This window comes from Marinomonas sp. 63XJN7_7_ISO-PGPR-S23-202 (assembly GCF_056173505.1).
This window is the reverse complement of sequence record NZ_CM149677.1, coordinates 2,570,065-2,595,031: the sequence shown is the minus strand read 5'-3', so window position 1 is coordinate 2,595,031 and position 24,967 is coordinate 2,570,065. Positions and strand designations below refer to the sequence as shown.

Sequence of the window (24,967 nt, the reverse complement as noted above, 5' to 3'; positions counted from 1 at the left end):
CCAGCAAGGTTTAGAAGAACAGCCGGCTGGTGTTTTTTTGTGTCTGTTGAACGAGTTCATCAACATGAATGTTTTTTAGTCGTGCGACTTCCGCGGCAACCCAAGGTAGGTATTTGGGGTGATTTCTCTTTGGCCGAGGGCGAATGTTTCTGGGTAACAGGTAGGGGGCGTCGGTTTCCAAGAGTAATTTGTCATTCGGTATATGCGGAATGGACTCTTGCAAATCTTGTCCGCGGCGTTCGTCGCATACCCAGCCTGTGATGCCAATGTATAACCCTAAATCTAAATAAGCCTGCAAAGCGTCTTTAGAACCAGTAAAGCAGTGCACGACACCCTTTACCTCATCATGATAGTGACGCTTTAATATGTTTAACATATCTTGGTGGGCATCGCGTTCATGCAGATACAAAGGTAGGTTGTGTTCCTTTGCTACGTTTATTTGTTGCTCAAAGGCATAGATTTGTTCTTCTCGTGTTGAATAATTACGATTGAAATCCAACCCCGTTTCGCCGACCGCCACAGGGCGTTTTTGATCAATTAATTTATTGAGCTTTGTGGCGCTCGAAGTGTTCCAGCTTTTTGCTTGGTGGGGATGACAGCCTAAGGTAAACCACATTTGTGGTTGGTTTTCACAGAGAATTTGTATTTTTTTACTTTCTGCCAAGTCAGAGGCAATACAAATAATGCCTTTTACTCCCGCTTGGTGGCTTTGCTGGAGTGTTTCTTCCAAATCCTTTAAATAATCGTTGTGATTTATATTTACACCGATATCAATCATGTCTCACTCTCATTTCGAATAAATTTCTTTAGCGTCACGCAAGCTTTCAATGTAGAGCTCTCGAAGCGTTTGTTTTGACACACCACTTTTAGCAAGGGAGTCAAATAAAATATTATCCCAGCGTCCTGATTCGTAGTGTATGACTAGGTTAAGGATGCAGCCAAGGCTGCCTTTTTGGTTAAGTAGGGCGTCCGTTATCTCTGGCGCTAACGGCAAATCTTTCAGCAAGTGTTCCAGCGGTTCATCAAAAAAACTAGATAGATAAGAGAACAGTCCAGTTAGAAATGCGCCATTTTCTTTAGGGAACAGCTTTCTTGCCAAGGACTCACAGAAGCAGGCACGATGAACGGCCATGGAGAATAAGCAGTCAGGTTTGCCGTCAATGCTGCTGAACATGGCTAAACTTACCCATTTAATCAAGTCTCGAAAGCCGATAATTTCAATTGCCCGTTGTACATTTTGCACATTAAATTGGCGATAGTAGGTGACGGTTTTGGTGAGTTTGATCACACGGAATGTCAATGTCGGATCCGTTTCGATGCATTCTGCCATTTGTTTCAACGAGCCATCCTGGCTTAAGAGAGTCAGTAATTTTGATAATATTAAACGGTAGGTGGGGATTTTTCGTCCTTCGACTGGGACGCTTTCCGAGATAAAGTCGCCACTAAACCACTGGGCGGTGGTTTTTTCTTTGACTAGCGTAAAGTCTTGTTGGGAGTTGATGCGACTAAACCAAAGGTTTTTCTGGCTTAAGGCTGGGTGATTACAAAGATTGATGCTTTCGGTTGTGGTGCTCTCTGACAAATTAAACTCAACATAAATGAATGGATCAGTGGACATTCGATTTAAGATCGCGAGGGATGGGTTACAAATGCCAAGCTGATAACCTTGCAGGCGTAGTTCGGTCAACCTGTCGTCCCATTGTGTGTCGTTCGCTTGTTGTTGAACTATTTTTTTGGCGTCAAAAAAGAGAACAAAATTGAATGATGCTGGTGGTGAAGGAATATTTTCTACTTCATTACAGAGTGCCTTAATAAAAATGGGATAAGGTTTTATCGTGTCTACTAGGTCGACATCTGAAAAAAGTGTTGCCAGAAAAGAATGACATGCTTCTTCCGTCATACCATCAAGATGAAGTAAATTGTTTGCTTTGATGGAAGTGTTATGCCCGACAATTGTTTGGCGAGTGAAAAGAAAATCCTTACTGATCATTAAATACTCTCTGAATACCTATTTGATGCAAAAAATTACTGTAAGCCTAAGCGTAATACAATATCATGGTTATAATGAAGTTATATTGAAAATGGAAAACAGTCCGGAGTAATGTATGGCAAGCATGTTAGACGCCGTAGACCAGCGTACACAGTTAGTTGGCGAAAATAGATTAGAGCTGCTTATGTTCCGCCTTGGTGGAATGCAAATGTTCGCGATTAACGTTTTCAAAGTTCAAGAAGTGGTGCAATTGCCCAAATTGAATTTGATGCCGCATCGTCATCCTTCTGTTGCTGGTGTGACGCACTTTCGAGGCCGTACTGTTCCGGTGATTGATCTTTCAGAGTCCATTGGAATGAGACCTATTGATCGCAGTCAGCCCTGTAACCTGATTGTTACAGAATACAATAATACAGTACAGGGGTTTATGGTTGGCGAGGTTGACCGGATCATTAATATGAATTGGAACGAAATACTTCCACCACCAGATGGTACCGGGCGTCAACATTATTTAACGGCTATCACGCGTATTAATGATCGTCTTGTTGAAATTATTGATGTTGAGAAAGTGTTGGCGGTGATTTCACCTTATGATACTAGCATTAGTCCAGATATCATCGATGATGATTTGATGGAAGTGGCCAAAGGACTAGAGGTGCTGGTGGTGGATGATTCTTCCGTTGGTTTGGCGCAATGTCGTTCAACGCTGGATTATATGGGGATTACGGTTCATGAAGCGACTGACGGTAAGCGTGCTCTCGAAAAACTGAAAAACTGGGCGGAGACGGAAAAGAGTGTGCCTGGAAAACTGTTAATGGTAATTACTGATGCCGAAATGCCGGAAATGGATGGTTATCGTTTGACCCGTGAAATTCGTGAAGACCCTCGTTTAAAAGATTTATACATTGTTTTGCATACGTCACTCAGTGGTAGCTTTAATAAAGCCATGGTGCAAAAAGTCGGTTGTGATGACTTTTTATCGAAATTCCAACCAGATAAATTAGCGACGTTAATTCAAGATAGAATTCGCAATGTGATGATGAGTGACTGATAGTGTCATGGTAAAAAGAAGTTAAAAAAACAGGCTTATTAGCCTGTTTTTTATTATGTGTTGTCCTGTAAGGTGTTTAATTTGTGGATATTCAGTTTGTCATTTTTTTGGTCATATGTGGTGCTTTTTCTGGGGCCTTGTTTGCCACGGTAAAAACAGGAAGCGCATTATTTATCGTGCCCACTGCCTTGCTTTTTATGCCCGTTTTTCAACTCCCACCATCAGCACTTATTGTTCCGGTGATTGCAACGGCGATAACATCCATGGTGCCGATGCTATTAGTTGACTGGCTTCATGATATGAAAACACAACAAGTCGACTCTCATTCTCTGATTGCCTTTGCGCCAGGGGCTGCCATGGGTGGGGTCATTGGTGCCCAAATCGTCTCTTTGATGTCCTTTGCTACGTTGGGTCTATTATTTGGCTTATTGGTCGTGATGGCGATGATTAACGTGTTTCTACTCTATCGTCCTTTTGCTGAAGTATCTAAGTGGCGTTGCTTTTCCCAACTGTCACAAAGTGCTTTCCGGTTGCCGATTACTTTATTGATTGGGTGCGTCAGTGTGATGTCGGCCAGTTCAGGGAAGCTTTTTTATTCTGTAATGTTGCAGATGCATACTATAAAAAAAGAACAGGTGAGTGGTGTCTCGACTGGTCTGGCCTTATTTGTTGTGGTTGCGGCAATGGTTGGCTTTTCCTTTCCTGCCAAAGCCTTTGCTCTGAGTGGCACGCACTATTTTGTCGGTGCGGTGCATTTACCCACTTGCTTGGCGCTCGCGATCAGCCAATTGGCTACCTACCTTTTATGTCGTAATAAAGGCAATGCGTTAGATAAAGGCGTCGTTCACGTTTCGGCGGTGATTTTCTTGGTCATTGCGGCGCTAAGAATATGGATTAATTGAGTCATACCTTGCTACACATGTTGTCGTTTAGGTTGAGTAGCTGACAAAACGACGTTGAAATGCCTTGTTTTTTCTCGCTCTAGCCTTATCTAAGGCAATATACTACTAGGAGTAAATGGTTTGGGGTTTTATTCAATCAGACGCGTTTCTTCTGACAATTTGCCTAATGCGGTAAGGGATTGTTCTGCCGAAGTTCTACCTATAAATAAGGAATGACATGACAAATACGCCAAAATACGGTGTTCTGATGATTAACTTGGGGACACCTGATGCACCGAGAGCCGCAGAAGTTCGTCGTTTTCTTAAAGAGTTTCTTTCTGATTCACGCGTGGTGGACTTAAATCCATTACTTTGGAAGCCCATTTTGAATCTGATTATTTTAAATATACGTCCTGCAAAAGTGGCTAGGGTGTATCAACAGGTGTGGATGGACGAAGGGTCCCCATTGATGGTGTTGGGAAGCCGCTTAAAAGAGCAAGTGAAGGTTGCTCTTCAGCGTGAGACAGGTCAAGCGATACCGGTTGAAATGGCGATGACCTATGGAAATCCAAGTATGGAAGTTGCCGCGGATCAGCTGCGTAAAGCGGGGGTAGATAAAATTGTTGTTGTTCCCATGTACCCGCAGTTCTCCGGTACCACGACGGCGGCAGGCTATGATAGGCTCATGAGCTCGCTAAAAAAGTGCCCCCATTGGCCTGCGTTACAGTTGTTGCAGGATTATGCAGATCATCCTTTATACATTAAAGCCTTGGCTAACTCAGTGCGCAACCAGTGGGACAAGCAAGGCGAGCGTCGTCATTTAATCTTGTCTTATCATGGCATTCCCAAGCGTTATGTCACAAACGGTGATCCTTATGCGCGTCGTTGTCATGATACCACTCGTTTGGTGGCGCAAGAGCTCGATTTAAAAGAGGGGGATTGGACGCATGTTTATCAGTCTCGCTTTGGCCGTGAAGAATGGTTAAAACCTTATGCGAGTGAGACCCTTAAAGTGTTACCGAGCAAAGGCATTAAAAAGGTCAATGTTATTAGCCCTGCTTTTGCCGTTGATTGTATTGAGACATTGGAAGAAATTACGTTGGAGTTAGGTGACGAGTTTAAGCAGCATGGTGGTGAAGCGTTTGACTATATACCTGCTTTGAATGATAGCGATGATCATGTCGCTCTTTACTTGGATTTAATCCAGAAAAATACATCTCAGTGGTTAGATTAAATGGTCGATAGTAGTACAAACTTTCGTGCAGCAGACTCTTCTATCAAAGTCATTGCCTTTGATGCAGACGATACGCTATGGCGTAATGAAGATATTTTTAATCATGCACAAGATGCCTTTATTGAGATATTGTCCAGTTATCATGATGAGCCGTATATTTGTTCCCATCTTGGTGCTGTTCAGGTGCGCAACTTAAAGTATTTTGGTTATGGTATTAAAGGCTTTACGTTATCGATGATCGAGTCGGCTATTGAACTGACGGAAGGACGCATAACAGGCTCAAAAATACATCAAATTATTGAGCTTGCGCGTACTATGCTTTCTGCTCCCATTGAGCTTATTGATCATGTCGAGAGCGTTTTGAGCAAATTGTATGGGAATTATCAGTTAATGGTGATTACTAAAGGCGATTTATTGGATCAAGAAGGAAAGGTCTCTCGTTCTGGATTAGTAAAGTATTTTGATCACATTGAAGTGGTGAGTGATAAAACACCAATGGCTTACCAGCGGATTCTGGAGAAGCATAAGATTGATAAGCAAAACTTTCTTATGGTGGGTAATTCACTGAAGTCCGATGTGCTTCCTGTATTGGATATTGGAGCACGAGCTATTCATGTTCCCTATCATTGTACGTGGGCTCATGAGCAAGTCTTAGAAAAAGACTTAGTTAAATATCCTGATTTAGTCACACTTGAGGCTATTGATTCTCTTCTTTCTTGGTTAGGTCATTCTGACAATCTATTATGAGGTGTTCTATGCGAGTTTTGGCGATTATTGTTTCTTTATTACTGTTTATTGTTCCTTTTGCTCAAGCGGCCGATCAAGACGCGCCGATGACCTTAAAAGAAAAGGCCGACAAAGCTTGGCATATCACCTCAGAAAAAGCTTCTAAATATGGAAAAATAGCCGCAGAAAAGGGGGAAGAAGCTTGGCAGGTGGCAAAAGAAAAAGGTGGTGTTATTGCGGATAAAGCGTCTAAGAATGCCTCTAAATATGGAGAGGTAGCGGCGGAAAAAAGCAAGGATGTTGGTTCCTCTGTCTGGAAAAAAATGAAAGAGCTGGGTGGTAAAGCCGCTGATGCAGCCCGTGATGGTGCTAAGAAAATTCGCACCGAAGCGGGCGAATAGCCCTGTCTTGGATGGTTGAAGCGGGACATCATGGCAGAATACAATGATAAAAGTGGCTTACCAGCAGGTCATTGGGAGCAAGAGTTTCTCTCCCAAGATGATGTGCGCATAGTGGCGCCGAAGGTCCATTATCGTTGTCCTAAGTGTGGTCACTTCCTGATCCGTAAGGAAGGGAAAAACGGGGTGTTTTGGGGGTGTGAGTCTTATCCTGCTTGTGACTATACGGCCAATGATGAAGCGGGTAAGCCAGTTAGAGCAAAACGTTACTTATGTCCCGCTTGCCACTCACCATTGAGACGTAAAACCTTTAAAGATAATGTATTTTGGGGATGCAGTAACTATCCTGATTGTAAAGTTACGGTTGAAGATGACGATGGCGTGCCAGCCAGTACCAAAAAATATCCTTGTCGAGTGTGTGGCCATTATTTGATCAGGAAAAAAAGCAAAAACGGCTATTTTTGGGGCTGTATTCAATACCCCAAATGCACCCACACCTTGAATGATGATAATGGCATGCCAGTGCTTAGGAAAAAGAGATAAAGAAAAAGCGCTAACGCTGATTTTGAACCGCTATTAGTGCGCTATCAATCGTTGGATAAGCAAATTCAAACCCCTTGTTTGTCAGTCTAGTCGGAAGAACTTTAGGACCCTTTGTTAGTAGGCTTGCCATGTCACCTAGGGCCAGTTCCAAAATAAAGGCTGGTAGAGGAAAGATGGCAGGGCGGTTGAGTGATGAAGCAAAGGATTTTGCAAAGGTTTTTTGTTGAATGAGTTCTGGCGCCACAAGGTTATATGCCCCTTGCATTTGCTCATCTGATAGCGCTTGATTGATCGCCTTGATAACATCGTCAATGTGTATCCAAGCAAACCATTGATTGCCATTGCCAATTTTTCCTCCTAAGCCGAATAAATAAGCGGGGCGCATCTTGTCTAAGGCGCCACCGTTAGGGCCCAATACAACACCGAGCCGAAAAATAACCAGGCGTGCACCTTGTGTTGTAAAGTCGTGCGCTGCAGCTTCCCAAGCTTGGCAAATCTCATGGGCAAAGCCATCTGTCGGTAGAGGGCTTTCTTCATGGTAGGTTTGGTTTGAGTCGCTTCCATACACCCCGACCGCTGACATGGAAATAATAAGTTTGGGGCAATATGTAAGCGCTTGTTGAATCTGTTTGGTGAGTTTGACTCGGCTATCAAATAGGATCTTTTTACGCTTTTCACTCCAAGGTTTATCGGCGATCCCTTCTCCTGCTAAATTAATAAAGGCATCTATTGGTTCATTAAGCTCTTTTAGTGTATTGACTGTAAACTGATGAATCCTTTTATCCAGTCGACTGTCTGTTTTTCGCACCAATGCATATACTTGATGTCCGGCTTTTTGCAGAGTGGGAATAAGTGAGCGTCCAATAAAACCTGTTGCTCCAGATACCAATATCTTCATTTTTATGGCCTTAGTTATTTTCAAACACAATAATAATTACGTACAAAAAAGGAAATGGGATCAATGTTTTCCATAGAAAAGCCAAAATCCTCTAAAGTGGTTTAACTATTGTACAGTTAAGTAAGCTTTTTCTAGAAACGCCTTCTTTTTCTACCTTATGATGGCTAAAATGGGGGGATTAAGAAACATTAGGTATCATAATGCTACGCAAAGAATACGATCACATCATACTTCTTGCACATGGAAGCCCAGACCCTATGTGGAAGAAGCCCTTCGAATCTTTATATGATCGAGCGATTTCTCGTTTCGGTGCAGAGCGCTCAAGTTTGGCTTATATGGAGTTGACAGAGCCCAGTTTGGAATACGTTGTGCAACATTTAGATAAGCGTGTTAAGAAAGTGGCTGTTTTGCCATTATTTTTCGCGGTAGGGCGCCATTTACGTTATGATGTGCCAGCTCAAATAGAAAGTCTAAAACGTGATGATTTAGAGATAGAGTTGCTGTCTCCTATTGGTGAAGATGACATCGTCAAACAGGCCATGGATCAGGTTATTGCTCATCATTTGGGACAAAACAATTAATGCTGACTTTACTCTCTAGCTTTGGAGCATAATGGATGCTTTTTAGACACCTTCCTGATGAAATTTTCCAAGCACTATCTGGTTCAAACCGTGGCTTAATTGAAGCGGTATTGTATGATTTAGCAGAGGTTTTTTATGACCACGCTGAAGATCCTATTAAAGAAAAGTCGACTATTATTGAATCGATTGAAGACACCTTGCATAACTTAGACAGTTACGCTTGGCACGATGAGCAGAAAGAGTCGTTCGAATCCCCTAAAACCATTCATGATTACGCGTTGAGGATTTATCATCGGCTAGTCAATACTGGGTGGCTTGTTGAAGAGCAAGAGTTGTATCGCGTCAGTGTATTGATGACGCCACAAATCTCTATGTTGTTGCGTGCTTTGGTGGAAATTAGTCGCCATGGTAAACGCAACTATGGGGCCACGGTGCTGAGCATTCTAAGTAACTTGGAATCCGTTGCGAAACATCCCAAAGAGCGTGGGGTGACTTTGAGTCAATCCGCTGAAGCATCGCGGGATTTCTCGGCCCACCTTAATCAGATTCTGCTGGGAATTCGTAGCTTACAAAGAGAGTTGTTTTCAAGTCGTGATCCAAAAGCCATTGTGGCTGGTTTTTTTGATTTATTTGTAGAAGGCATTTTAATCGCAGACTATAAAACCATTAAAACCAGCAATAACCCTTTTCGCTTTAGACGGCAAATTCTAGAGTACGCTCAGGAATTTTTGTCTAACCCCGCCTTAATGGGCGATGTGGCCCAATGTTATGTGGATCAACAGTTAATCACCATGGCAGAAGCGCAAGCTCTGGTAGAAAAAGACTGTCGAGACATCATCCAAACTTTCAGTACCATTGAGCAACGTTTGGATCGCATTGATGAATACCGTTATCGATTAGAAAAAAGGGCCGCTGATACGGCTCGTTATATGGACAGTTCTCGCCCTGGTATGGCGAATAAAATATCGGGGATTATTTCGGATGTAGCCAAATTCGAGCGCTTGCCGACCCTAAAAAATGTCATTGGTTCTCGCATTGTGGGGATGGAATCTGCGGCTCAGCCGATGAAACGCCGAGAGCCGCCACCACCAAGAGTGATGACCCCAGCGGAAGTTTCTATTGATGCCATTAAACTGAGAGATCAGCAGCGCCGCTTCCACGAAGCCCGCCAAGTAACGGTGACCAAGCTGCAAAGTTATCTGGAACGGCAGATGAACACCCAAGAGAACAAGCACATCTTGGATTTTACCATTGAGTCGGTTGAAGACTTAGTGTGTTTTGACCATTTGCGCTATGTCGGCTCTTTAGGGGTAACCGCAAAGAAAATAGAAAAAGCGTTTGAAGTACAATTTACAGAGCGTTATTTAGATGTGCATGACTTTGTAGAATGTCGTGAATTTAATGTAGTGCGTAGGAGCCAAGCGTAATGCTTAGAGAATTAAAGAAAGTGGTTGAGGAGTCTGGAAAAGACGCTCAAGAGTTTCAACAAACCGCCAACTTCGTACTCGCGAATCAGTTCGTGAGCGCCTTTAAGCATGGGCAAAGAAAGCACTATTTATTGGTTGAGTCATATCACGATTACTTTTCCAATCTATTTGATGCGCTGGGTATGAAGTTATATGTGAATGAGAATGAGCGTTTGGCAGGCGTTTTACCCGTTCAGCGCGAAGCGTTTGTTCGTTTAAAAACCGATGAAACCCTTTTTCTATTGGTACTGCGCCAAATATACGAAGAAAAAGTGGAGAACTTCGAAATCGATAACGGGTTTGTTGCTACGAATACGCACACGATTCTGGATCGCTATGTGCAATTGGTGAAACGTGAAATTCCGACAGAAACGCGCTTTAAAGACATTCTTAGTTTATTCAGCCGTCATGGTGTCATTATTCGTGGTAAAACTTACGAAGAAGACAGTAAAAACATGATCATTAACATTACGCCCGTCGTGCGATTAATTGTGACGGAGGCTTACTTGCGTCAACTGGAGTCGTTCAATGGTGTGGATCCTGAGGATGATGACATTGAGTTAGAGCCTGAAGAGGCTCAACAAGCCAGTGCTCCTAAAGTGAATGATGATGGGGACAGTGAAGTCGGTGACTCGGAAGAAGCGTCTCACGGCAGTACAGATACGACAGAATCGATGACAAAAGAAGATTAAGACAGGAACCAAGACATGAAAAAGTTAAATCGAATTGTATTGGTAAACTGGTACCTGTTGGGTGCAGAAGAAATCAATATCCGAGGTAATACCGCGATTATCGGGCCAACGGGGTCTGGGAAATCGTCGATTCTAGACGCTATCCAAACCGTCTTAACCGGTGCAAGTAAGCGGCATCTTAACTATAACGCCAGTGCAAACGATGGTAAGGCGAGTGGTCGTAGTATTCGCTCTTATATTTTGGGGATGATTGACTCAGGCCAAGCCAACACGAAAAGCTTAGGTGCGCAACCAAGACAAGATGCTATTAGTTATCTGGCGTTAGTGTTCGAAGATTCAATCACGGGTAAAGAATCGACAGTTGGTCTTGCATTAAGTGCATCGTTGGCGTCCCCTGAGGAAGATACCTTGGGTCGTTATGTGTTGCCAAATTTTGGGGTTCATAAAGAAGACTTTATCGACTTGATGGAAGGCAAAAGTTATAAGGCGAAACCCTGGATTGAAGTGCGGGAAAACATGAAAAAAGCCTGCCTGGATCCTTATATTAAATCGGGCAGCGCTTCTGCCACACAATACATCAATCGTTATTTGGAAGAGCTTAGCCCAAGTTCAGATCAGCTGATTACCCTTGATAGTTTCTTGAAGAACTTTAAAAACGCCTTAAAGTTTGTGCCCATTGCTTCGCCTACGCGTTTTGTTCAAGATTTCGTTTTAGCAGAAGCACCACTTCAGGTGGGGGCGTATCAAAAATCGCTCCATGAATATCGTCAACTTGAAAGCAAAACACAAGAAGTCTCCAAACGCATTGACGATCTCAAATTGATCCAACAAGAGTGTGAGAAAAAACACCAACAAGAACAAACGGCGATTAATTATCATTGGATTGCCACAGAAGCGCGTTTTGATGAATTAAGTACCAAGCAAGATGATATACAAGATCAGTATGAGCTTCACAAAGAGCGTGAAGAAGAAATTGATGAAGAGTTGACGACTCAAGGCCATTTGCTTAAGCAATTACAGGGGCAGCTGTTACGTTTAGAGCAACAGTATGAGCATTCTGATGTCGGGCTTAAGCTTCAGCAGTTAGAGCAAAATAAAAAGTTCTTGGTATTGCAAGCTCAACAAGATCAAAAGGCCATCGTTCAGGCTCGTCAGATTATTGTGCTGATGTCATCTTTGTCGGCGTTTGAGGACCTATTATCCGAACAGACAAATGCACAGGTAAAAGAAATTGGCAACTATATTGGTCTGATTGGCGAGGATGGCCGTATTGAGTCGAGTTTAAAACCGTTAACTCAATTGCTGAGTGCGCTCAATGAAAGTTTAGACGCGGAAAAGGCCTTGGTCTTCAGACAGCGTTCAGAGTTAAATCGTACTATTTTGAATTTGAAGGATGAGTGCAAACAGCTCGAGTCAGATGTATCTTCCTTGAAAGGTGGAGTGAGTCCATTATCGCAAAATACCAAGCGCTTGATTGCGCTATTAAAAGACGCTCACATCACGGCGACCCCTCTTAGTCATTTGGCTGAGGTAACGGATCGTAAATGGCAAGATTCGATTGAAGGGTATTTAGGGGCTCAGCGCGAAGCTTTGATTGTTGAACCTGAGGATGCGGAAGAAGCGATTCGAATTTTCCGTGCCCATCGTCGTCAGTTAATGGGGTGTCGTGTTGTTGATACAACCCAGACTCGTTTATGGTTAAGTCGTGGCGACCGTAACTCAGCACTCAAATTTATCCGTTGTAACAATGATCATGCCCAAGCGTATTTGAATCGTCGGTTAGGTGGTATTAAGCCGGTGGAAACAGAGCGCGAGTTATTGCGTGAAGAAAGCGCGATGACTGCCGATGGCATGTTGAAGTTGTCTGGCAGTATTTCCACTATCCGCTCTGTGCCACATATGATGGTGGGGATTAATACAGAAGGCATGAGGCAGTCTCGTGAAGAGCAATTGGCCAAATTAAGTGGCGAGTTGATGGATCACCTTAAGGCGGATCAGCGCTTAGAGCAGGCAGACAATCTATTAGGGCGTATTATGGCCAGCAATCAGTTCGATGCTGAAACATTAAATAATGCGACCCATGCGGTTACGCGACTGACACAAGAACTTGAAAGTGTCGAAGTGGAGATCGCCCAACTTCAGCAGCATGATGATAAAGATCTTCAAGAGAAGATTGAAGCGCTGAAAGTGCGCATTGAAACCGTAGAGCTAGATCAGAAAAAATTAGACCGTGAGCGTCAACAAATTTCCGAGCAATACGGCGCATTGAATACACAAAAAAACCAGTTGAGTTCAGCCTTATCGGCTCTTGATGAAGAGCGTAACCGCCTCACTGCCAGCCCACTTTATAATGCAGAATTTGCCAGTGAACGTTATGCGCTGTTAGAAAACAGTATGGTCAATGGGGCTGCCATTTATAAGGAAGCCATCAGTCGTGCTGAAAAAGCAGAAGATAAGTCTCGAAGCTTTGATCAAAAAGTGCGTAAGGATGTGGCTGACCATTATGCTAAATATCATAATGCAAATATGGATAACGATATTCAACTGGATTATTTGGAATCCAAATTTGAAGAATTCCAGCATTATGTGAATTACCAAATTGACGTATTAAGTGAAACGGAGCTGGCAAAATACGCCAAACGTGCTGAGCTTGCTAGACGAGAAGCCGAGGAAACCTTCCGTTCTGATTACGTGTCAAAACTTAAAGATTCCTTGGATCAGGTCGCTCATATTATTAGGGAGCTTAATCACAGTTTGAAACGTCGCCCCTTTAATAATGAAACTTACCAGTTCCGTTATTACCCAAATGGTGATATGAAAGATATTCTTGATTTGGTTGATCGTTTTAGTGCGCAAGATCAAGCGAATGTCGGTGGTTTGTTTGACCCTGAAATGACGGGGGATCCAGAGCATTTGCGTGCCATTACGGCGATTCAAGAGTTGATTACAGACGAAGAGAAGCAGCAGGATCTGGCGGATTATCGTAAGTTTTATAACTTCGAAGTCGATATTCTTGATGCGGATGGTAACAAGAAGACAACGTTGAGCCAGCGCATTCAGACGGGGTCGGGTGGTGAGCACCAAATTCCATTTTATTTGGCGATCGCGGCGGCATTATCGACGACTTATCGATTACACGAGACCATGGATGGTGACATTGTCGGAGGCTTTTCTTTGGCGATGTTCGATGAAGCGTTTAACAAAATTGATATGATTAAAACGTCTACTTGTATGGGCTTTATGAAAGATATTGGTTTGCAGGTTATTGCGGCGGCACCTGATGATAAACGGGCTGTTATGGCGGCTAATATGGATACGGTCATTAGTGTATGGCGTGAAGGAGGGGCTGTTTCTATTGATGTGGCTTACCCAAAAGAAAAAGGGCAAACGTTGCTGAATGGCGATATGGAAGCCATTTTAAATCCAGCGTAAAGGCCAATGTTATTAATGGATTAATGACATGTATGCTATATGACTGCGAAATATGGGGTTAATATAGTATTAAAACGACTAGATTAAATGATAGGCCGGAATAAAATGAAAATAGAAAACGATATTAAGCAGCACTTGATGGAAGCGCTTTCTCCTCAGTATCTCGTTTTAGAAAACGAGAGCTATATGCATAACGTGCCGGAAGGTAGTGAGTCGCATTTTAAGTTGACTTTGGTCAGCGACCAGTTTTCTGGCAAGCGTTTAGTGCAGCGTCACCAGTTAGTGTACCGTGTATTATCTAAACAAATGGATCTTGTTCACGCATTAGCAATGCATCTGTTTACCCCTGAAGAATGGTCGGAACGACAAGGTGATGTGTCTGCTTCACCTAATTGCCACGGAGGAGGACGCGGGTAATAACTCGCGTTATTAAGGTTCATATGAGCATTACAGTAAATTATCATCAAGCTGATAATTGTGTTGATATTATCGTTGTTGGAAGTTTTGATTTTTCTCTATTCAATGAATTTAAAGACGCGTATGCTGATTTTATCGGCCAGACAATGTCTTTTCGTGTGGATATGAGTCAGGTTGAATATTTGGATAGTGCGGCTTTGGGTATGCTGCTTAGCATGAAAAATAGTTTAGGGGATGAGTGTAATATAGAATTAAAAGGTGCCAATGACTTCATCAAAAATATTTTGATGATTTCTCGTTTTGATAAACGTTTTACTATTCGATAAAGGCATTTCAATGAAACTTTTGTGCGTCGACAGCGAGCCGATTTACCGTGAAATTGTTAGTATGTGCGCTAAGAGTCATGGGCTAGATGTAAAAACGGCCACGACGTTTCAAGAAGCGATTGATCTTTTCGAGGAGTGGGAACCCGATCTGGTTACCCTAGATGTTCTTGTTAAGGGTGGAAGCGGCTTAGCCCTTATTAGAGAGCTTAAGTTAAGTGCAAATGGTCGTTTTGTGCCAATGATTTTTTTATCGTCACAATCCTCTGATTCAACGATGGAAAAATGTTTCAATGCTGGTGCCGATGATTTTTTAGCAAAGCCTTTCCAGGAAGCTTTATTCAATACCCGTATAGAAAGCCACAAGCGTCAGGTGATGCTTGTGCAAGAGATGTCGCAAAAAAATCGAGAGTTGGTGTATTACAAAACCATGATAGAGCGAGAGCACAAAATGGCTCATCAAGTGCTTGATCATGTTCTAATACGTTGTGAAAACACGGATCATAATGTGGCAGTTACCCGATTATCTGCCGCCAGCTTCAATGGTGATTTAGCGTTAGTGAATTCCCGTTCCGATGGGGCACGTCTCATATTTGTAGGAGATTTTACCGGGCACGGCCTTTCTGCTTCTATAGGAGCTTTACCTGTTGCGCAAGCGTTTTTTGATGCTGTAGACGATCACATAGAAATATCTAAGCTTGCAAGCCATATTAATCGTATGTTGATCAGTATTCTGCCTGATTATATGTTTTGCGCGGCCTACATCGTATTAATTAAGCCTGGTGGTCGTTTGTTCTTTTGGGGGGGCGGTATGCCCAAGGCGTATATCCGTCGCCAAGATGGTAAGCTCGACTATTTGCAGTCTATGCACATGCCATTAGGAATTTTAGGGCCATCTGAGTTTGATAGCACGTTAGGTGAGTTCAATATTGCTGCAGAAGATACCTTAGTTATCGCGACCGATGGGGTCTCTGAGTTAAAAAATGAGGCTGGAGAGATGCTAGGAGCAGAGTCCTTGGAGGCGCTAGTCTCGGTCTGTTATGCCAATGCCGATTTAGCTCAAGCACAAGATGATCTAAAGAATAGGCTATCTCAATACCAAGGCCATTCAGAGCAGATAGATGATATAACATTTGTCGCGATAAGAAAAAAAGAGTCCGAAAATAAGCGATAATACTTGAGGAGGATCATCGCTTTTATCTTTATAGGTTAGAGCGTTGTTCCGCTATTAATGCTTCTTGGGTTTTGTTTTCTTTTTGTTATTTTTGGATTTTTGGCCTGCTTGTTTGTTGTTAGCATGTTTGGATGCTGCAGGTGTTGGGCGCTTTTCCGGTTCGGTTCTCAGCACGAGAAAGAGATCTGTTACGACTTCAGGAATTTGTTCAATACAGGATTGAGTGAGTTTTTCGCTCTGTCTGATCTGCATTACTTCTTCATCGTCAAATAAGTCAGAGGCCACCATAATAGGCAGCAAAAGTTCAGCCACTACTTCTTCTTTTTCAGTTTCAAACCAGAATGTTTCTGTCATGAAGACGCCTTCCATAAAACCGGTGGCCCATTCTTGAAGTTCGCTTAGCTCTTCTGGTGTTGGTCCCATTTCTAATTCGCATGGAATAAGAAAGCCCTCTTCTGACTCAAGCTCTTTTTGGATATCAACAAATAAACGAGACGTTAGCTGAGTAATTTGCTTCTCTTCTTTTGGGCTTTCAAAGTTTGGGGTTTCCTCAAAAATGACAGGAAGCCACTGTTCCTCATTAAACTGGGAGGGGCAAATGGCCAGAGCGGTTAAAAAACCATGAGCCATTACGAAATTTTGACATTCTTCATGAACTCGATCGGATTCTAAAAAGGTTTCTATTGTATCTAACTCAAGATCATCAAGAGGTTGGTGTGCCATATGAGACTTCCTAAAACTTTAAAAGTGATATAAGCGAATTAAGTGGCGAATTCTAGCGAAAAAGCGTCTGAAAATCGATGCACAATAGCGTTACTTGAGAGATAATTCTCTTATGATAAGCAAACACACAATACTTTCCCGTTTCGGCTACCAAGCCTACCGTCCCCTGCAAGAGGAAGCCATTGATGCCCTCTGTTCGGGTAATGATGTTTTATTGATGGCCGCTACTGGCGGTGGTAAGTCTTTAGTCTACCAGTCAGCAGGATTAATACGAGAGGGTATTGGCATTATCATTAGCCCACTCTTGTCGTTAATGGCGCAACAGGTAGAAACGCTCCGAAAAGCAGGTGTTAACGCCTATTTTTTTAATTCTGCTTTAAATATTGAAGAGCAAGACGATTTGGTATGGGCGCTGCGGCATGATCAAGTGGATTTGCTTTTTATGTCGCCTGAGAAAATTGTGCAGCCAACCGTGATGGGTTTTTTAAAAGATATTCAAATTTCTATTTTTGCCATCGATGAAGCCCATTGCATCGCTCAATGGGGAGAGGCCTTTCGGCCAGAATACAGTCAACTTGGTGGGCTTCGCGCCACTTTTCCTAAGGTTCCGATTATCGCGTTAACCGGCACGGTCGATCAAAGAACGATTCAGACTATTAAAAATTCTCTACAAATCAGTGAGTGTTTATTATTAAAAAACAGCTTTGATCGGGTGAATATTGAGATTCAAATAGCTCAAAAGCGTAAAGCTAAACAACAAATACTGTATTTTTTGCATCATGAAATGGCGGGTGAAAAGGGCATTATTTATTGTCGCTCACGGAAAAAAACCCAAGAATTGTCAAGTTGGCTTGAGAGTCTTGGATTAACCAGCTTGCCTTACCATGCGGCAATGCAAGAACAGGATAAACAAACGCATCATCAGCGTTTTCTTAATGAGTCTGGTGTCATTATGGTGGCAACCACTGCCTATGGTATGGGCATTGATGTGGCCAACATTCGTTTTGTTATTCATTACGATTTGCCGAGCAGCCCAGAGGCCTACTTTCAAGAGGTTGGTCGTGCTGGCAGGGATGGTAAGCCTGCAAAGTCTTTATTATTATACGGGCTTCAGGATATGCTACAGGCGCAACAATTTGGTGATGATGAAAGCCATGATCGATTGAGTGCACTTTTTAAAGTGCTTGAAAGTCGAGGATGTCGACGCAAAAACCTTCTCGCACATTTCGGGGAAGAGATTGGGCCTTGTGGGCACTGTGATCGATGTTTGTCGCCGTCTTCTGAGCAAAACGCAACCATTGCGGCACAAAAAATGCTTTCTCTTATTTACTATACAAAAGGGATCCAGCCTTTCTCGGTGCTTATTGATGTTCTGCTTGGAAAACGCAGCAAAGCGGTTATGAAAATTCATGGTGAAACGCTGCCTTTATTTGGGAAAGGTAGAGAGTTTACCGACACACAATGGAAATCGGTGATTCGACATTTAATTGGATTTGGTTATATCAAAATAGACCATTCAACCACTTTTTGTGTGCACATGAATCAAAAGGCCAAGCGAGTATTGAAGGGGGAAGAACAAATACTTTTGCCCCATGAGCGTTATTATCCAATATTAGATGAGAATAGGCTTCATAAGGAACTGACGGATTGGCACAAATTAAAAGCGTGGAAAAGTCGGGATCAAAATAATCCCTTGTCTGATCGTCAATTGCGACTAGTACAACAGCATAAACCGAGCAATGTCGCCTCATTGAGTCGTTTAACAGGGCTATCCGTTGAAGCAATTTCTTCTTGCGCAGACCAATTGTTAACCATCATGCATGACGTAAGAACAAACGAGGAATAGGGCCAATGTATGCAAAAAGCCAACTTTCTTTCGATATGAGTAATGAAGCCTATGAGTCTGATGCGCCAAAACAGCCTCTCGCCACGATACAACGAAAAGTTGCCGATTGCATAAGCAGAGCAAATCAATTCTTCGGTACTGAGTTTAAGTTACCCAATGTGAATCTACGGCAAAAGGGTCGAGCAGCAGGCACTGCGCATTTGCATAAAAATGAAGTGCGCTTTAATTCGTATATGTACCAGCAAAACCCTCAGGATTTTTTGGACACGGTTGTGCCCCATGAGGTTGCTCATATTATTGTATTTCAGATATACGGAAATGATGTGCGACCGCATGGTAAAGAATGGCAGGCTGTGATGCACAAGGTGTATGGACTTTCGCCACAACGTACCCACAGCTTCGATGTTCCTCCTCCAAAACACAGTTATTACTACCAATGTCATTGTCAAACGCATACTTTCACCAAACAGCGTCATACTAGAGCACAAAAAGGCACTGAGTATATTTGCAAGCTGTGCGGGACTAAGTTGCATTTTGTTGATAGCTTGTCAAAGCGTTAATGATGTGCAAGCTTTTTATCAAGTTGCTGCTTTTTTAATGCGACAAAATAATGATTATAGTAAGATAGCGGCATTTAGTTTATAGCGTGTACATAATGGATTTATCTAACAAACCGAAAGAAAAACTTGAGTTTAATAAGCTGCAAAAGCGTCTAAGACGCTTGACAGGTCAGGCCATTGTTGACTTTAACATGATTGAAGAAGGTGACAAGGTGATGGTGTGCCTGTCTGGCGGTAAAGACTCTTATACTATGCTTGATATCTTACGAAATTTACAAGCCAGCGCCCCCATACATTTCAGCATCATCGCTGTGAATTTAGATCAAAAACAGCCCGGTTTCCCTGAGCATGTGTTACCAGCCTACCTTGACGAAATGGGTGTCGATTATCATATTTTAGAGAGAGACACTTACAGCATCGTCAAAGAAATCGTTCCAGAAGGTAAGACCACTTGTGGCTTATGTTCTCGCTTACGTCGTGGTTCACTTTACGGGTTTGCGGAAGAGATTGGCGCGACTAAAATTGCCTTAGGTCATCACCGAGATGACATACTTGAGACGCTCTTTTTAAATATGTTTTTCGGTGGTAAGTTAAAGTCTATGCCGCCTAAACTGTTAAGCGATGATGGAAAGCATATGGTTATTCGGCCATTAGCTTATTGTAAGGAGAAAGACATTCAAGCGTTTGCTGATCTGAAGGCTTATCCCATTATTCCTTGTAACTTATGTGGTTCACAAGAGAACCTGCAAAGGCAAGTGGTTAAAGATATGCTTCAGCAATGGGAAAAAGATTATCCGGGAAGAGCCGATTCTATGTTTACCGCTATGCAGAATGTGGTGCCTTCCCATCTTGCTGATAATGATCTGTTTGACTTTAAAGGCTTAAAACAATCAGAAGATGCATTTAATAAATTGAATATTATTTCACTATAGGAAAGTTCTAATGAAACTAAGCAATAAAGCACTATTGTTGACCGCAGGGTTGCTAAGCTCTTCCATGGTATTGGCTTCTAATGCTAGCGTGGACTTAAGAAACGATTTGTTGAAGGCGGATGCTAGTATTGATGCAGGCCCTTTTTCAATCGATGCGGGGGGAACGCACGATACGGATAAAGATACCTCTTCACTTTATGCTGGACTGGGTATTCGGGACACAAATGCGACTGGTCCATTGCAGGTTGGACTGGGAGCGCGTCTTTATGCTCTAGATTCTGACTTAAAAGGCGAAAATAATGATCTTGCATTGGCGGTTGCGTTAGGTGGTTGGTATCGTTATACCTTCCCTATGGCAAATCGTTTAAGCATATACGCTTCGGGTTATTATTCTCCTGAGGTGCTAACGATTTCTCGATTGGATCATATGTATACTTATAACGCTCGCCTCGAGTATATGGCAACGCACAACACCCGTGTTTTTGTTAATTATGGTGCGACAGAGGCCATATACAAAAGTGGTCAGCGTCAAAAAAGTAATGATGGCGTTTCTGTCGGTGCCGATGTGGCTTTTTAAAGGTGCATAAATAAAAAAGGTGGCTAATGCCACCTTTTTTATTGATTGATTTTCTCGTGCATCAAGCTTCAGTCTTTAGAAAGAGAGACAGATGCGCAGTCAATCGCCTTCGTATGCACACAGGTTAAAAACGGGTATGTTTCTATCTTGGAGTTTTTGGCTTCCGCCTAAGTCAGGCAAGTCAATAATAGCGGCCACTTCTTTAACCTCTGCACCTTGGCTCGTTATAAGCTCAATAGCAGCTAATAGAGTGCCGCCTGTGGCAATCAGGTCATCAAATAACAAAACACTATCGCCTGCTTTTACTGAGTGTTCCTGAATTTCCAGCTCAGCGGAACCGTATTCTAAGTCATATGCTTGTGAAATGGTTTTGCCAGGCAATTTCCCTTTTTTACGGATCAAAATCAGCGGCTTTTGTAGTTCATACGCAAGTACTGCTGCGATGAGAAAGCCCCGAGCATCAATACAAGCGATATGAGTAATATCGCTGGTAATGTAGCGATGCACGTAGGCATCGACCACCATGCGCATACCTTTTGGGTCGCTAAAAATAGGAGTGATATCTCGAAAGTTGATGCCTGGCTTTGGCCAGTCTTCAACAGAACGAATTAATGACTTAACGTAGAAATCATCATAAAGCATAATCAAAGTGCGCCTAGTTTGTAGTTCAAAACTGAGCTATTTTACCACAATCAGGCGCAACTCCCACGAGTTTTTGCATTTCTGGAAGGTCAATAATGGATATTTCTTTGCCATCTACTTGGATTAATTCATTTTTTTGGAAGCGTGTGATTACACGACTAACGGTTTCGACTGCCAAGCCCAAATAATTGCCAACCTCACCACGAGACATGGAAAGCCGGAAGGATGTTGCAGAATAGCCGCGTTTTTTAAAGCGATTTGATAGGTTAAGCAGAAAAGAGGCCACTTTTTCATCGGCATTTTTCTTGCCTAGAAGAACCATCATTTGCTGGTCATCGCCGATTTTACGGCTCATTACCTTGAACACCTGGTGTTTGAGGGACGGAATTTGTGAGGAAAGGTTCTCCAAATGACTAAATGGGATTTCGCACACAGTGGTCGTTTCCAATGCTTTAGCAGAAATAGGGTAAGTATTATCATCAATACCACTTAGGCCAACCAACTCGCTAGGGCAGTAGAAACCAGTGATTTGTTCTTCCCCAGAGGAAGTAATGTTAAAAGTCTTTAAGGTGCCAGTTCTTACCGCAAAGACAGAACTAAAAGGCTGGCCTTGATGGAATAGCACTTCCCCTTTTTTTAGGGGACGTTTGCGTTCAATGATTTGATCTAGCCGATTGATATCTTCGTCTGCCAGAGCAATGGGTAAACATAGTGCGCTTAAGCTGCAATTTTGACATTGAGAAGATAGCTTGCTGCTGAAACGTGATTGTGTGTGTGTTGTTGCGGGCATTTCACTCTCCCTAGATTATATTACTTTCGAATACTTGACTACGCTGTTCAAATGCTTATCGAACGCCATGCATACGCAGCGAATAAGTAATCGTCCTCTGTCTGTTACTTTTATAATAGTATCTTCTGGATGGCTAATAATTTCAATAATGCCATCCGCTTCAAGCTGCCTTAATTTGGCAAGTTCTACTGCAAAGTACTCTCTAAAGTGGATGTTAAACTCTTGTTCTATTGTTTGAAAGCTTAATTTAAATTGACTAATAAGTGTCATAATGACTCTGTGTCTAATTCTATCATCATTATCACTGATGTAACCTTTCATTATAGGAAGCTGACCATTTTCTATGCTATTTTGATAAAGAGACAGGTCGGTATGGTTTTGGATATAAACGCCGCTTAAGTTACTGATTGCGGATACCCCAAAGGCAATTAAATCCGTATCTGCATGGGTAGTGTACCCCTGAAAATTACGCTGTAATTTGCCTTCTTTTTGAGCAACCGTCAAGGTATCATCTGGCTTAGCAAAATGATCCATGCCAATGTACACGTAGCCATATTCTATTAATGTATCAATGGTCATTTTTAGAATATGCAGTTTCATTTCTGCAGAAGGCAAACTGTTGTCTAGAATCCGTTTTTGAGCTGGGAACCGTTCTGGTAAGTGGGCGTAGTTAAAGACGGAAATACGTTCCGGCTGCAATCTCAAAACGGTGTTCAATGTCTCTTTAAAGCCGTTTAAAGTTTGGAACGGTAAACCATAAATTAAATCAAAGTTAATAGAGCGTATGCCAAGTTCGCGGCAGTCATTGACGAGCGCTTCTACCATTTCAACTGGCTGTATTCGGTGAATGGCTTTTTGGACAGATAAGTCAAAGTCCTGAACCCCTATGCTGACGCGATTTATTCCCATATTTGTTAAGAGGGTTAGTTTTGATTTGCTGATCTCGCGGGGATCAATCTCAACGCTATAATCCTGGCTACCGTCTGTGATCAAAGAAAAATGTCGATTAATGACATCAAATAATTGTTGCCACTGTGGTTCAGACAAAAAGGTTGGTGTGCCGCCCCCAAAGTGCAGTTGTGTCACGGGGCGATTAGCATCAATCATTAAGCTACGTAGGCGTATCTCTTCTCCAAGTAGTTCCACATATTCCTCGCCTTTGTCGTATTGTTTTGTCACAATTTTGTTGCAGGCGCAGTAGTAACAGAGGTGGGCGCAAAATGGGATATGGAAGTATAGGCTGATTGGGGCGTCTGAAGGTCGTAACATTCTGTCGATGAGAGCAATTTTGCTAATGGAGGCATCGAACAACGGCGCTGTCGGATAGGAGGTATACCGAGGGCCTGATAAGTTGTATTTTTGAATGAGTAATGGATCCCAGATCATGATATTTTCCTATTAAATTTTCTAATGGCAGTTTACTCTTATGAGGATTCTGTTCGTATGACTTGGATCAAAGTTTTAAGGTCAAAATAAAAATCTTACGGTTCAATAGGGAAATTTTTATTCAGATTAAAAAACATACGCTTTTAGTATTGGGATACATCCATGCAAACACTTCCTATTTATCTTGCTCATGGAGCAGGAGCTGGTCATACAAAAAATGGCTTTTTGCAATATATTAAACGCCAGCTAGAAGAAAAAGGCTGTCCTGTCATACCCGTGACTTTTGCCTATATGCGCGAACAAGAAGCCACTGGCAAAAAGCGTCCACCACCGCGTTTCAATAAGTTGATCCCAGAGTTTACGGAGAGCCTTAGTACCTCGGAACCACTCATTGTTGCGGGTAAATCGATGGGAGGGCGAGTGGCGACGCAACTGACAACGGATAGCAGAGTGAAGGGTGTTATTTGCTTTGGCTTTCCTTTTCACCCTCCTGGTAAACCGGAGAAGCATCGTTTGGCGTTTTTGGATTCTGTTGATGTTCCATGCTTGATTATTCAAGGGACAAGAGATGTGTTTGGTAAGCCAGACTGGGTTTTGGAGCAAACACTCAACAAGAATATCGATATTATGTGGGTTGAAGGGGCGGATCACGATTTTAAGACACTCAAAAAGCAGGCGATAACGCAAGAGCAGGTGGCTTCAATGGTTGCTAGCATGGTTGAGCGTTGGTTGTCAGAAAAGTTTGTCTAGCTGACATGGAGGTTTATAATAGGGGTAACCAGTCGGAGGATCAGATTATGAAACACCATTCATTATTAGACGCTAGCGGATTAATGTGCCCAGAACCCGTCATGATGCTGCACGTGGAAATGAAAAAAATAGAGCCGCTTGAGGTGTTAAAAGTGGTGGCAACTGACCCATCTACAACCAGAGACATCCCCAACTTTTGTCGATTTTTAGGTCATACTTTGGTGAAACAAGAGCAAGAAGGTGAGTCTTATTATTATTGGATCCAAAAAAGAGAGGGGTAAAAAATAAGGGGCTCAAAGCATAACTTTGAACCCCTTATTTTTGAAAGTAAGGTGCTTTATCTTCTATTAGGCAACCCTAAGTTTTTTGCTGTTGTATTTTTCGCCTAATAAAGCAATTTTATAGATGTTTTTAAAGCTAGAGAAAGCAACGTCAATATCTAAACGCAGTTGGCGAGTGATATCGCTTGCAGAAACCAAGCCGCGGATGGTTTTTGTGTCTTCATCAATAACGAGTAAATGCTGACCTTCCGTTTCACGTTGGCTATAAAGTAAAGATTCGATATCTGAATTTTTTAGTGAAGCGTAAGATAGGGCGAGAACTTTGTCTTTTGGTTTCATTAAGTCTGCAACAAGTAGCTCTGAGCGAGCATAGCCATTCGCCACGTGCTTGATAAAAGCATCTTCTGACAAGTCTTCTAGACTGATGACACCAACAAAATTATTTTTTGCATCGACCACCACTTTCATGCGGACGTGTTCTTTTCTCATTAGTCTGACTAATTCGTCGGCGCGCGTGTTAGATTCGATCACACGAGGGGCAGATGTTTTAAAGTCTGTAAACACGCATAAAGCAGGTGAGTATAGTGTTGTATTTTCGATAGTTACTGGCCAGGTTAAGGTGTTGATTTCTCTTGTTGAAACGTAAGTTAATGTTTTCATGATGTATTCTCCAA

General features: G+C 42.4%; 27 protein-coding genes. 19 read left to right on the top strand and 8 right to left on the bottom strand.

Annotated features, from left to right (window positions below; genetic code table 11):
• Nucleotides 1–10 precede the first annotated feature (10 nt).
• Nucleotides 11–778, bottom strand: coding sequence for a TatD family hydrolase (locus AC0VYG_RS11960; RefSeq protein WP_475432504.1), 768 nt, complete (start codon nt 776–778; stop codon nt 11–13).
• A 9-nt stretch (nt 779–787) separates the two neighbouring features.
• The gene (locus AC0VYG_RS11955) at nt 788–1,990 is read right to left on the bottom strand and encodes an EAL and HDOD domain-containing protein (protein ID WP_475432503.1); all 1,203 of its coding nucleotides are present in this window, start codon (nt 1,988–1,990) and stop codon (nt 788–790) included.
• 115 nt (nt 1,991–2,105) lie between these two features.
• Here AC0VYG_RS11955 and AC0VYG_RS11950 point away from each other — a divergent pair, with 115 nt between their 5' ends.
• The 6 genes from AC0VYG_RS11950 to AC0VYG_RS11925 all read left to right on the top strand — a co-directional run bounded on the left by AC0VYG_RS11950 (nt 2,106) and on the right by AC0VYG_RS11925 (nt 6,823).
• Nucleotides 2,106–3,041 (top strand): chemotaxis protein CheV, encoded by a 936-nt coding sequence (locus AC0VYG_RS11950; RefSeq protein ID WP_475432502.1) that lies wholly within the window; start codon nt 2,106–2,108, stop codon nt 3,039–3,041.
• Between the two features lie 83 nt (nt 3,042–3,124).
• Entirely contained in the window at nt 3,125–3,943 is an 819-nt protein-coding gene (locus tag AC0VYG_RS11945; protein WP_475432500.1) for a TSUP family transporter, read from the top strand.
• Nucleotides 3,944–4,160: 217 nt separating this feature from the next.
• Nucleotides 4,161–5,156 (top strand): ferrochelatase, encoded by a 996-nt coding sequence (gene hemH / locus AC0VYG_RS11940; protein ID WP_475432499.1) that lies wholly within the window; start codon nt 4,161–4,163, stop codon nt 5,154–5,156.
• Nucleotides 5,157–5,903 (top strand): HAD family hydrolase, encoded by a 747-nt coding sequence (locus AC0VYG_RS11935; RefSeq protein ID WP_475432498.1) that lies wholly within the window; start codon nt 5,157–5,159, stop codon nt 5,901–5,903.
• A gap of 8 nt (nt 5,904–5,911) precedes the next feature.
• Nucleotides 5,912–6,283 (top strand): hypothetical protein, encoded by a 372-nt coding sequence (locus AC0VYG_RS11930; protein ID WP_475432497.1) that lies wholly within the window; start codon nt 5,912–5,914, stop codon nt 6,281–6,283.
• 30 nt (nt 6,284–6,313) lie between these two features.
• Nucleotides 6,314–6,823 carry a DNA topoisomerase family protein gene (locus AC0VYG_RS11925; protein ID WP_475432496.1) on the top strand — a complete coding sequence of 170 codons (510 nt, stop codon included), beginning with the start codon at nt 6,314–6,316 and terminating at the stop codon, nt 6,821–6,823.
• 10 nt (nt 6,824–6,833) lie between these two features.
• On the opposite strand, the gene AC0VYG_RS11920 is transcribed toward AC0VYG_RS11925, so the two are convergent.
• Nucleotides 6,834–7,721 (bottom strand): TIGR01777 family oxidoreductase, encoded by an 888-nt coding sequence (locus tag AC0VYG_RS11920; protein WP_475432494.1) that lies wholly within the window; start codon nt 7,719–7,721, stop codon nt 6,834–6,836.
• Nucleotides 7,722–7,921: 200 nt separating this feature from the next.
• Here AC0VYG_RS11920 and AC0VYG_RS11915 point away from each other — a divergent pair, with 200 nt between their 5' ends.
• The 7 genes from AC0VYG_RS11915 (at nt 7,922) to AC0VYG_RS11885 (ending at nt 15,806) form a co-directional block, all read left to right on the top strand.
• Nucleotides 7,922–8,302 (top strand): sirohydrochlorin chelatase, encoded by a 381-nt coding sequence (locus AC0VYG_RS11915; protein WP_475432493.1) that lies wholly within the window; start codon nt 7,922–7,924, stop codon nt 8,300–8,302.
• Nucleotides 8,303–8,337: 35 nt separating this feature from the next.
• A complete protein-coding gene (locus AC0VYG_RS11910) occupies nt 8,338–9,729 on the top strand; it encodes a Wadjet anti-phage system protein JetA family protein (protein ID WP_475432492.1) in 1,392 nt (463 codons plus the stop codon).
• Nucleotides 9,729–10,460: a DUF4194 domain-containing protein gene (locus AC0VYG_RS11905; RefSeq protein WP_475432491.1), complete on the top strand. Its 732-nt coding sequence runs from the start codon at nt 9,729–9,731 to the stop codon at nt 10,458–10,460. The genes AC0VYG_RS11910 and AC0VYG_RS11905 overlap by 1 nt, the downstream gene beginning before the upstream one ends.
• A 15-nt stretch (nt 10,461–10,475) precedes the next feature.
• Nucleotides 10,476–13,892, top strand: a complete 3,417-nt coding sequence (locus AC0VYG_RS11900) for an SbcC/MukB-like Walker B domain-containing protein (RefSeq protein ID WP_475432490.1) — start codon at nt 10,476–10,478, stop codon at nt 13,890–13,892.
• A gap of 105 nt (nt 13,893–13,997) precedes the next feature.
• Nucleotides 13,998–14,309 carry a BolA family protein gene (locus AC0VYG_RS11895; RefSeq protein ID WP_475432489.1) on the top strand — a complete coding sequence of 104 codons (312 nt, stop codon included), beginning with the start codon at nt 13,998–14,000 and terminating at the stop codon, nt 14,307–14,309.
• 23 nt (nt 14,310–14,332) lie between these two features.
• The gene (locus tag AC0VYG_RS11890) at nt 14,333–14,635 is read left to right on the top strand and encodes an STAS domain-containing protein (RefSeq protein WP_475432488.1); all 303 of its coding nucleotides are present in this window, start codon (nt 14,333–14,335) and stop codon (nt 14,633–14,635) included.
• Nucleotides 14,636–14,645: 10 nt separating this feature from the next.
• Nucleotides 14,646–15,806 (top strand): SpoIIE family protein phosphatase, encoded by a 1,161-nt coding sequence (locus tag AC0VYG_RS11885; RefSeq protein WP_475432486.1) that lies wholly within the window; start codon nt 14,646–14,648, stop codon nt 15,804–15,806.
• 54 nt (nt 15,807–15,860) lie between these two features.
• Here the strand turns inward: AC0VYG_RS11885 and AC0VYG_RS11880 are convergent, their stop codons facing one another.
• The gene (locus AC0VYG_RS11880; protein ID WP_475432485.1) at nt 15,861–16,529 is read right to left on the bottom strand and encodes a YecA/YgfB family protein; all 669 of its coding nucleotides are present in this window, start codon (nt 16,527–16,529) and stop codon (nt 15,861–15,863) included.
• Between the two features lie 112 nt (nt 16,530–16,641).
• Here AC0VYG_RS11880 and AC0VYG_RS11875 point away from each other — a divergent pair, with 112 nt between their 5' ends.
• The 4 genes from AC0VYG_RS11875 (at nt 16,642) to AC0VYG_RS11860 (ending at nt 20,444) form a co-directional block, all read left to right on the top strand.
• Nucleotides 16,642–18,375, top strand: coding sequence for a RecQ family ATP-dependent DNA helicase (locus AC0VYG_RS11875; RefSeq protein WP_475432483.1), 1,734 nt, complete (start codon nt 16,642–16,644; stop codon nt 18,373–18,375).
• Nucleotides 18,376–18,380: 5 nt separating this feature from the next.
• Complete coding sequence (locus tag AC0VYG_RS11870; protein ID WP_475432482.1) at nt 18,381–18,935, top strand: SprT family zinc-dependent metalloprotease; 555 nt, start codon at nt 18,381–18,383, stop codon at nt 18,933–18,935.
• Between the two features lie 95 nt (nt 18,936–19,030).
• The gene (ttcA, locus tag AC0VYG_RS11865; protein ID WP_475432480.1) at nt 19,031–19,867 is read left to right on the top strand and encodes a tRNA 2-thiocytidine(32) synthetase TtcA; all 837 of its coding nucleotides are present in this window, start codon (nt 19,031–19,033) and stop codon (nt 19,865–19,867) included.
• Nucleotides 19,868–19,877: 10 nt separating this feature from the next.
• Nucleotides 19,878–20,444 (top strand): YfaZ family outer membrane protein, encoded by a 567-nt coding sequence (locus AC0VYG_RS11860; protein WP_475432479.1) that lies wholly within the window; start codon nt 19,878–19,880, stop codon nt 20,442–20,444.
• A 99-nt stretch (nt 20,445–20,543) separates the two neighbouring features.
• On the opposite strand, the gene AC0VYG_RS11855 is transcribed toward AC0VYG_RS11860, so the two are convergent.
• The 3 genes from AC0VYG_RS11855 to hemN are packed head-to-tail and all read right to left on the bottom strand — an operon-like array spanning nt 20,544 to nt 23,262.
• Nucleotides 20,544–21,086, bottom strand: coding sequence for an adenine phosphoribosyltransferase (locus AC0VYG_RS11855; protein WP_475432477.1), 543 nt, complete (start codon nt 21,084–21,086; stop codon nt 20,544–20,546).
• 25 nt (nt 21,087–21,111) lie between these two features.
• Nucleotides 21,112–21,876 carry a fumarate/nitrate reduction transcriptional regulator Fnr gene (gene fnr, locus AC0VYG_RS11850; RefSeq protein WP_475432476.1) on the bottom strand — a complete coding sequence of 255 codons (765 nt, stop codon included), beginning with the start codon at nt 21,874–21,876 and terminating at the stop codon, nt 21,112–21,114.
• A 15-nt stretch (nt 21,877–21,891) separates the two neighbouring features.
• Entirely contained in the window at nt 21,892–23,262 is a 1,371-nt protein-coding gene (gene hemN / locus AC0VYG_RS11845; RefSeq protein ID WP_475432474.1) for an oxygen-independent coproporphyrinogen III oxidase, read from the bottom strand.
• Between the two features lie 162 nt (nt 23,263–23,424).
• On the opposite strand from hemN, the gene AC0VYG_RS11840 reads away from it, so the two are divergent.
• Nucleotides 23,425–24,012, top strand: coding sequence for an alpha/beta family hydrolase (locus AC0VYG_RS11840; RefSeq protein WP_475432473.1), 588 nt, complete (start codon nt 23,425–23,427; stop codon nt 24,010–24,012).
• Nucleotides 24,013–24,059: 47 nt separating this feature from the next.
• Nucleotides 24,060–24,293 (top strand): sulfurtransferase TusA, encoded by a 234-nt coding sequence (gene tusA / locus AC0VYG_RS11835; RefSeq protein ID WP_475432472.1) that lies wholly within the window; start codon nt 24,060–24,062, stop codon nt 24,291–24,293.
• A 66-nt stretch (nt 24,294–24,359) separates the two neighbouring features.
• On the opposite strand, the gene AC0VYG_RS11830 is transcribed toward tusA, so the two are convergent.
• Nucleotides 24,360–24,953 (bottom strand): CBS domain-containing protein, encoded by a 594-nt coding sequence (locus AC0VYG_RS11830; protein ID WP_475432471.1) that lies wholly within the window; start codon nt 24,951–24,953, stop codon nt 24,360–24,362.
• Nucleotides 24,954–24,967: the final 14 nt, after the last annotated feature.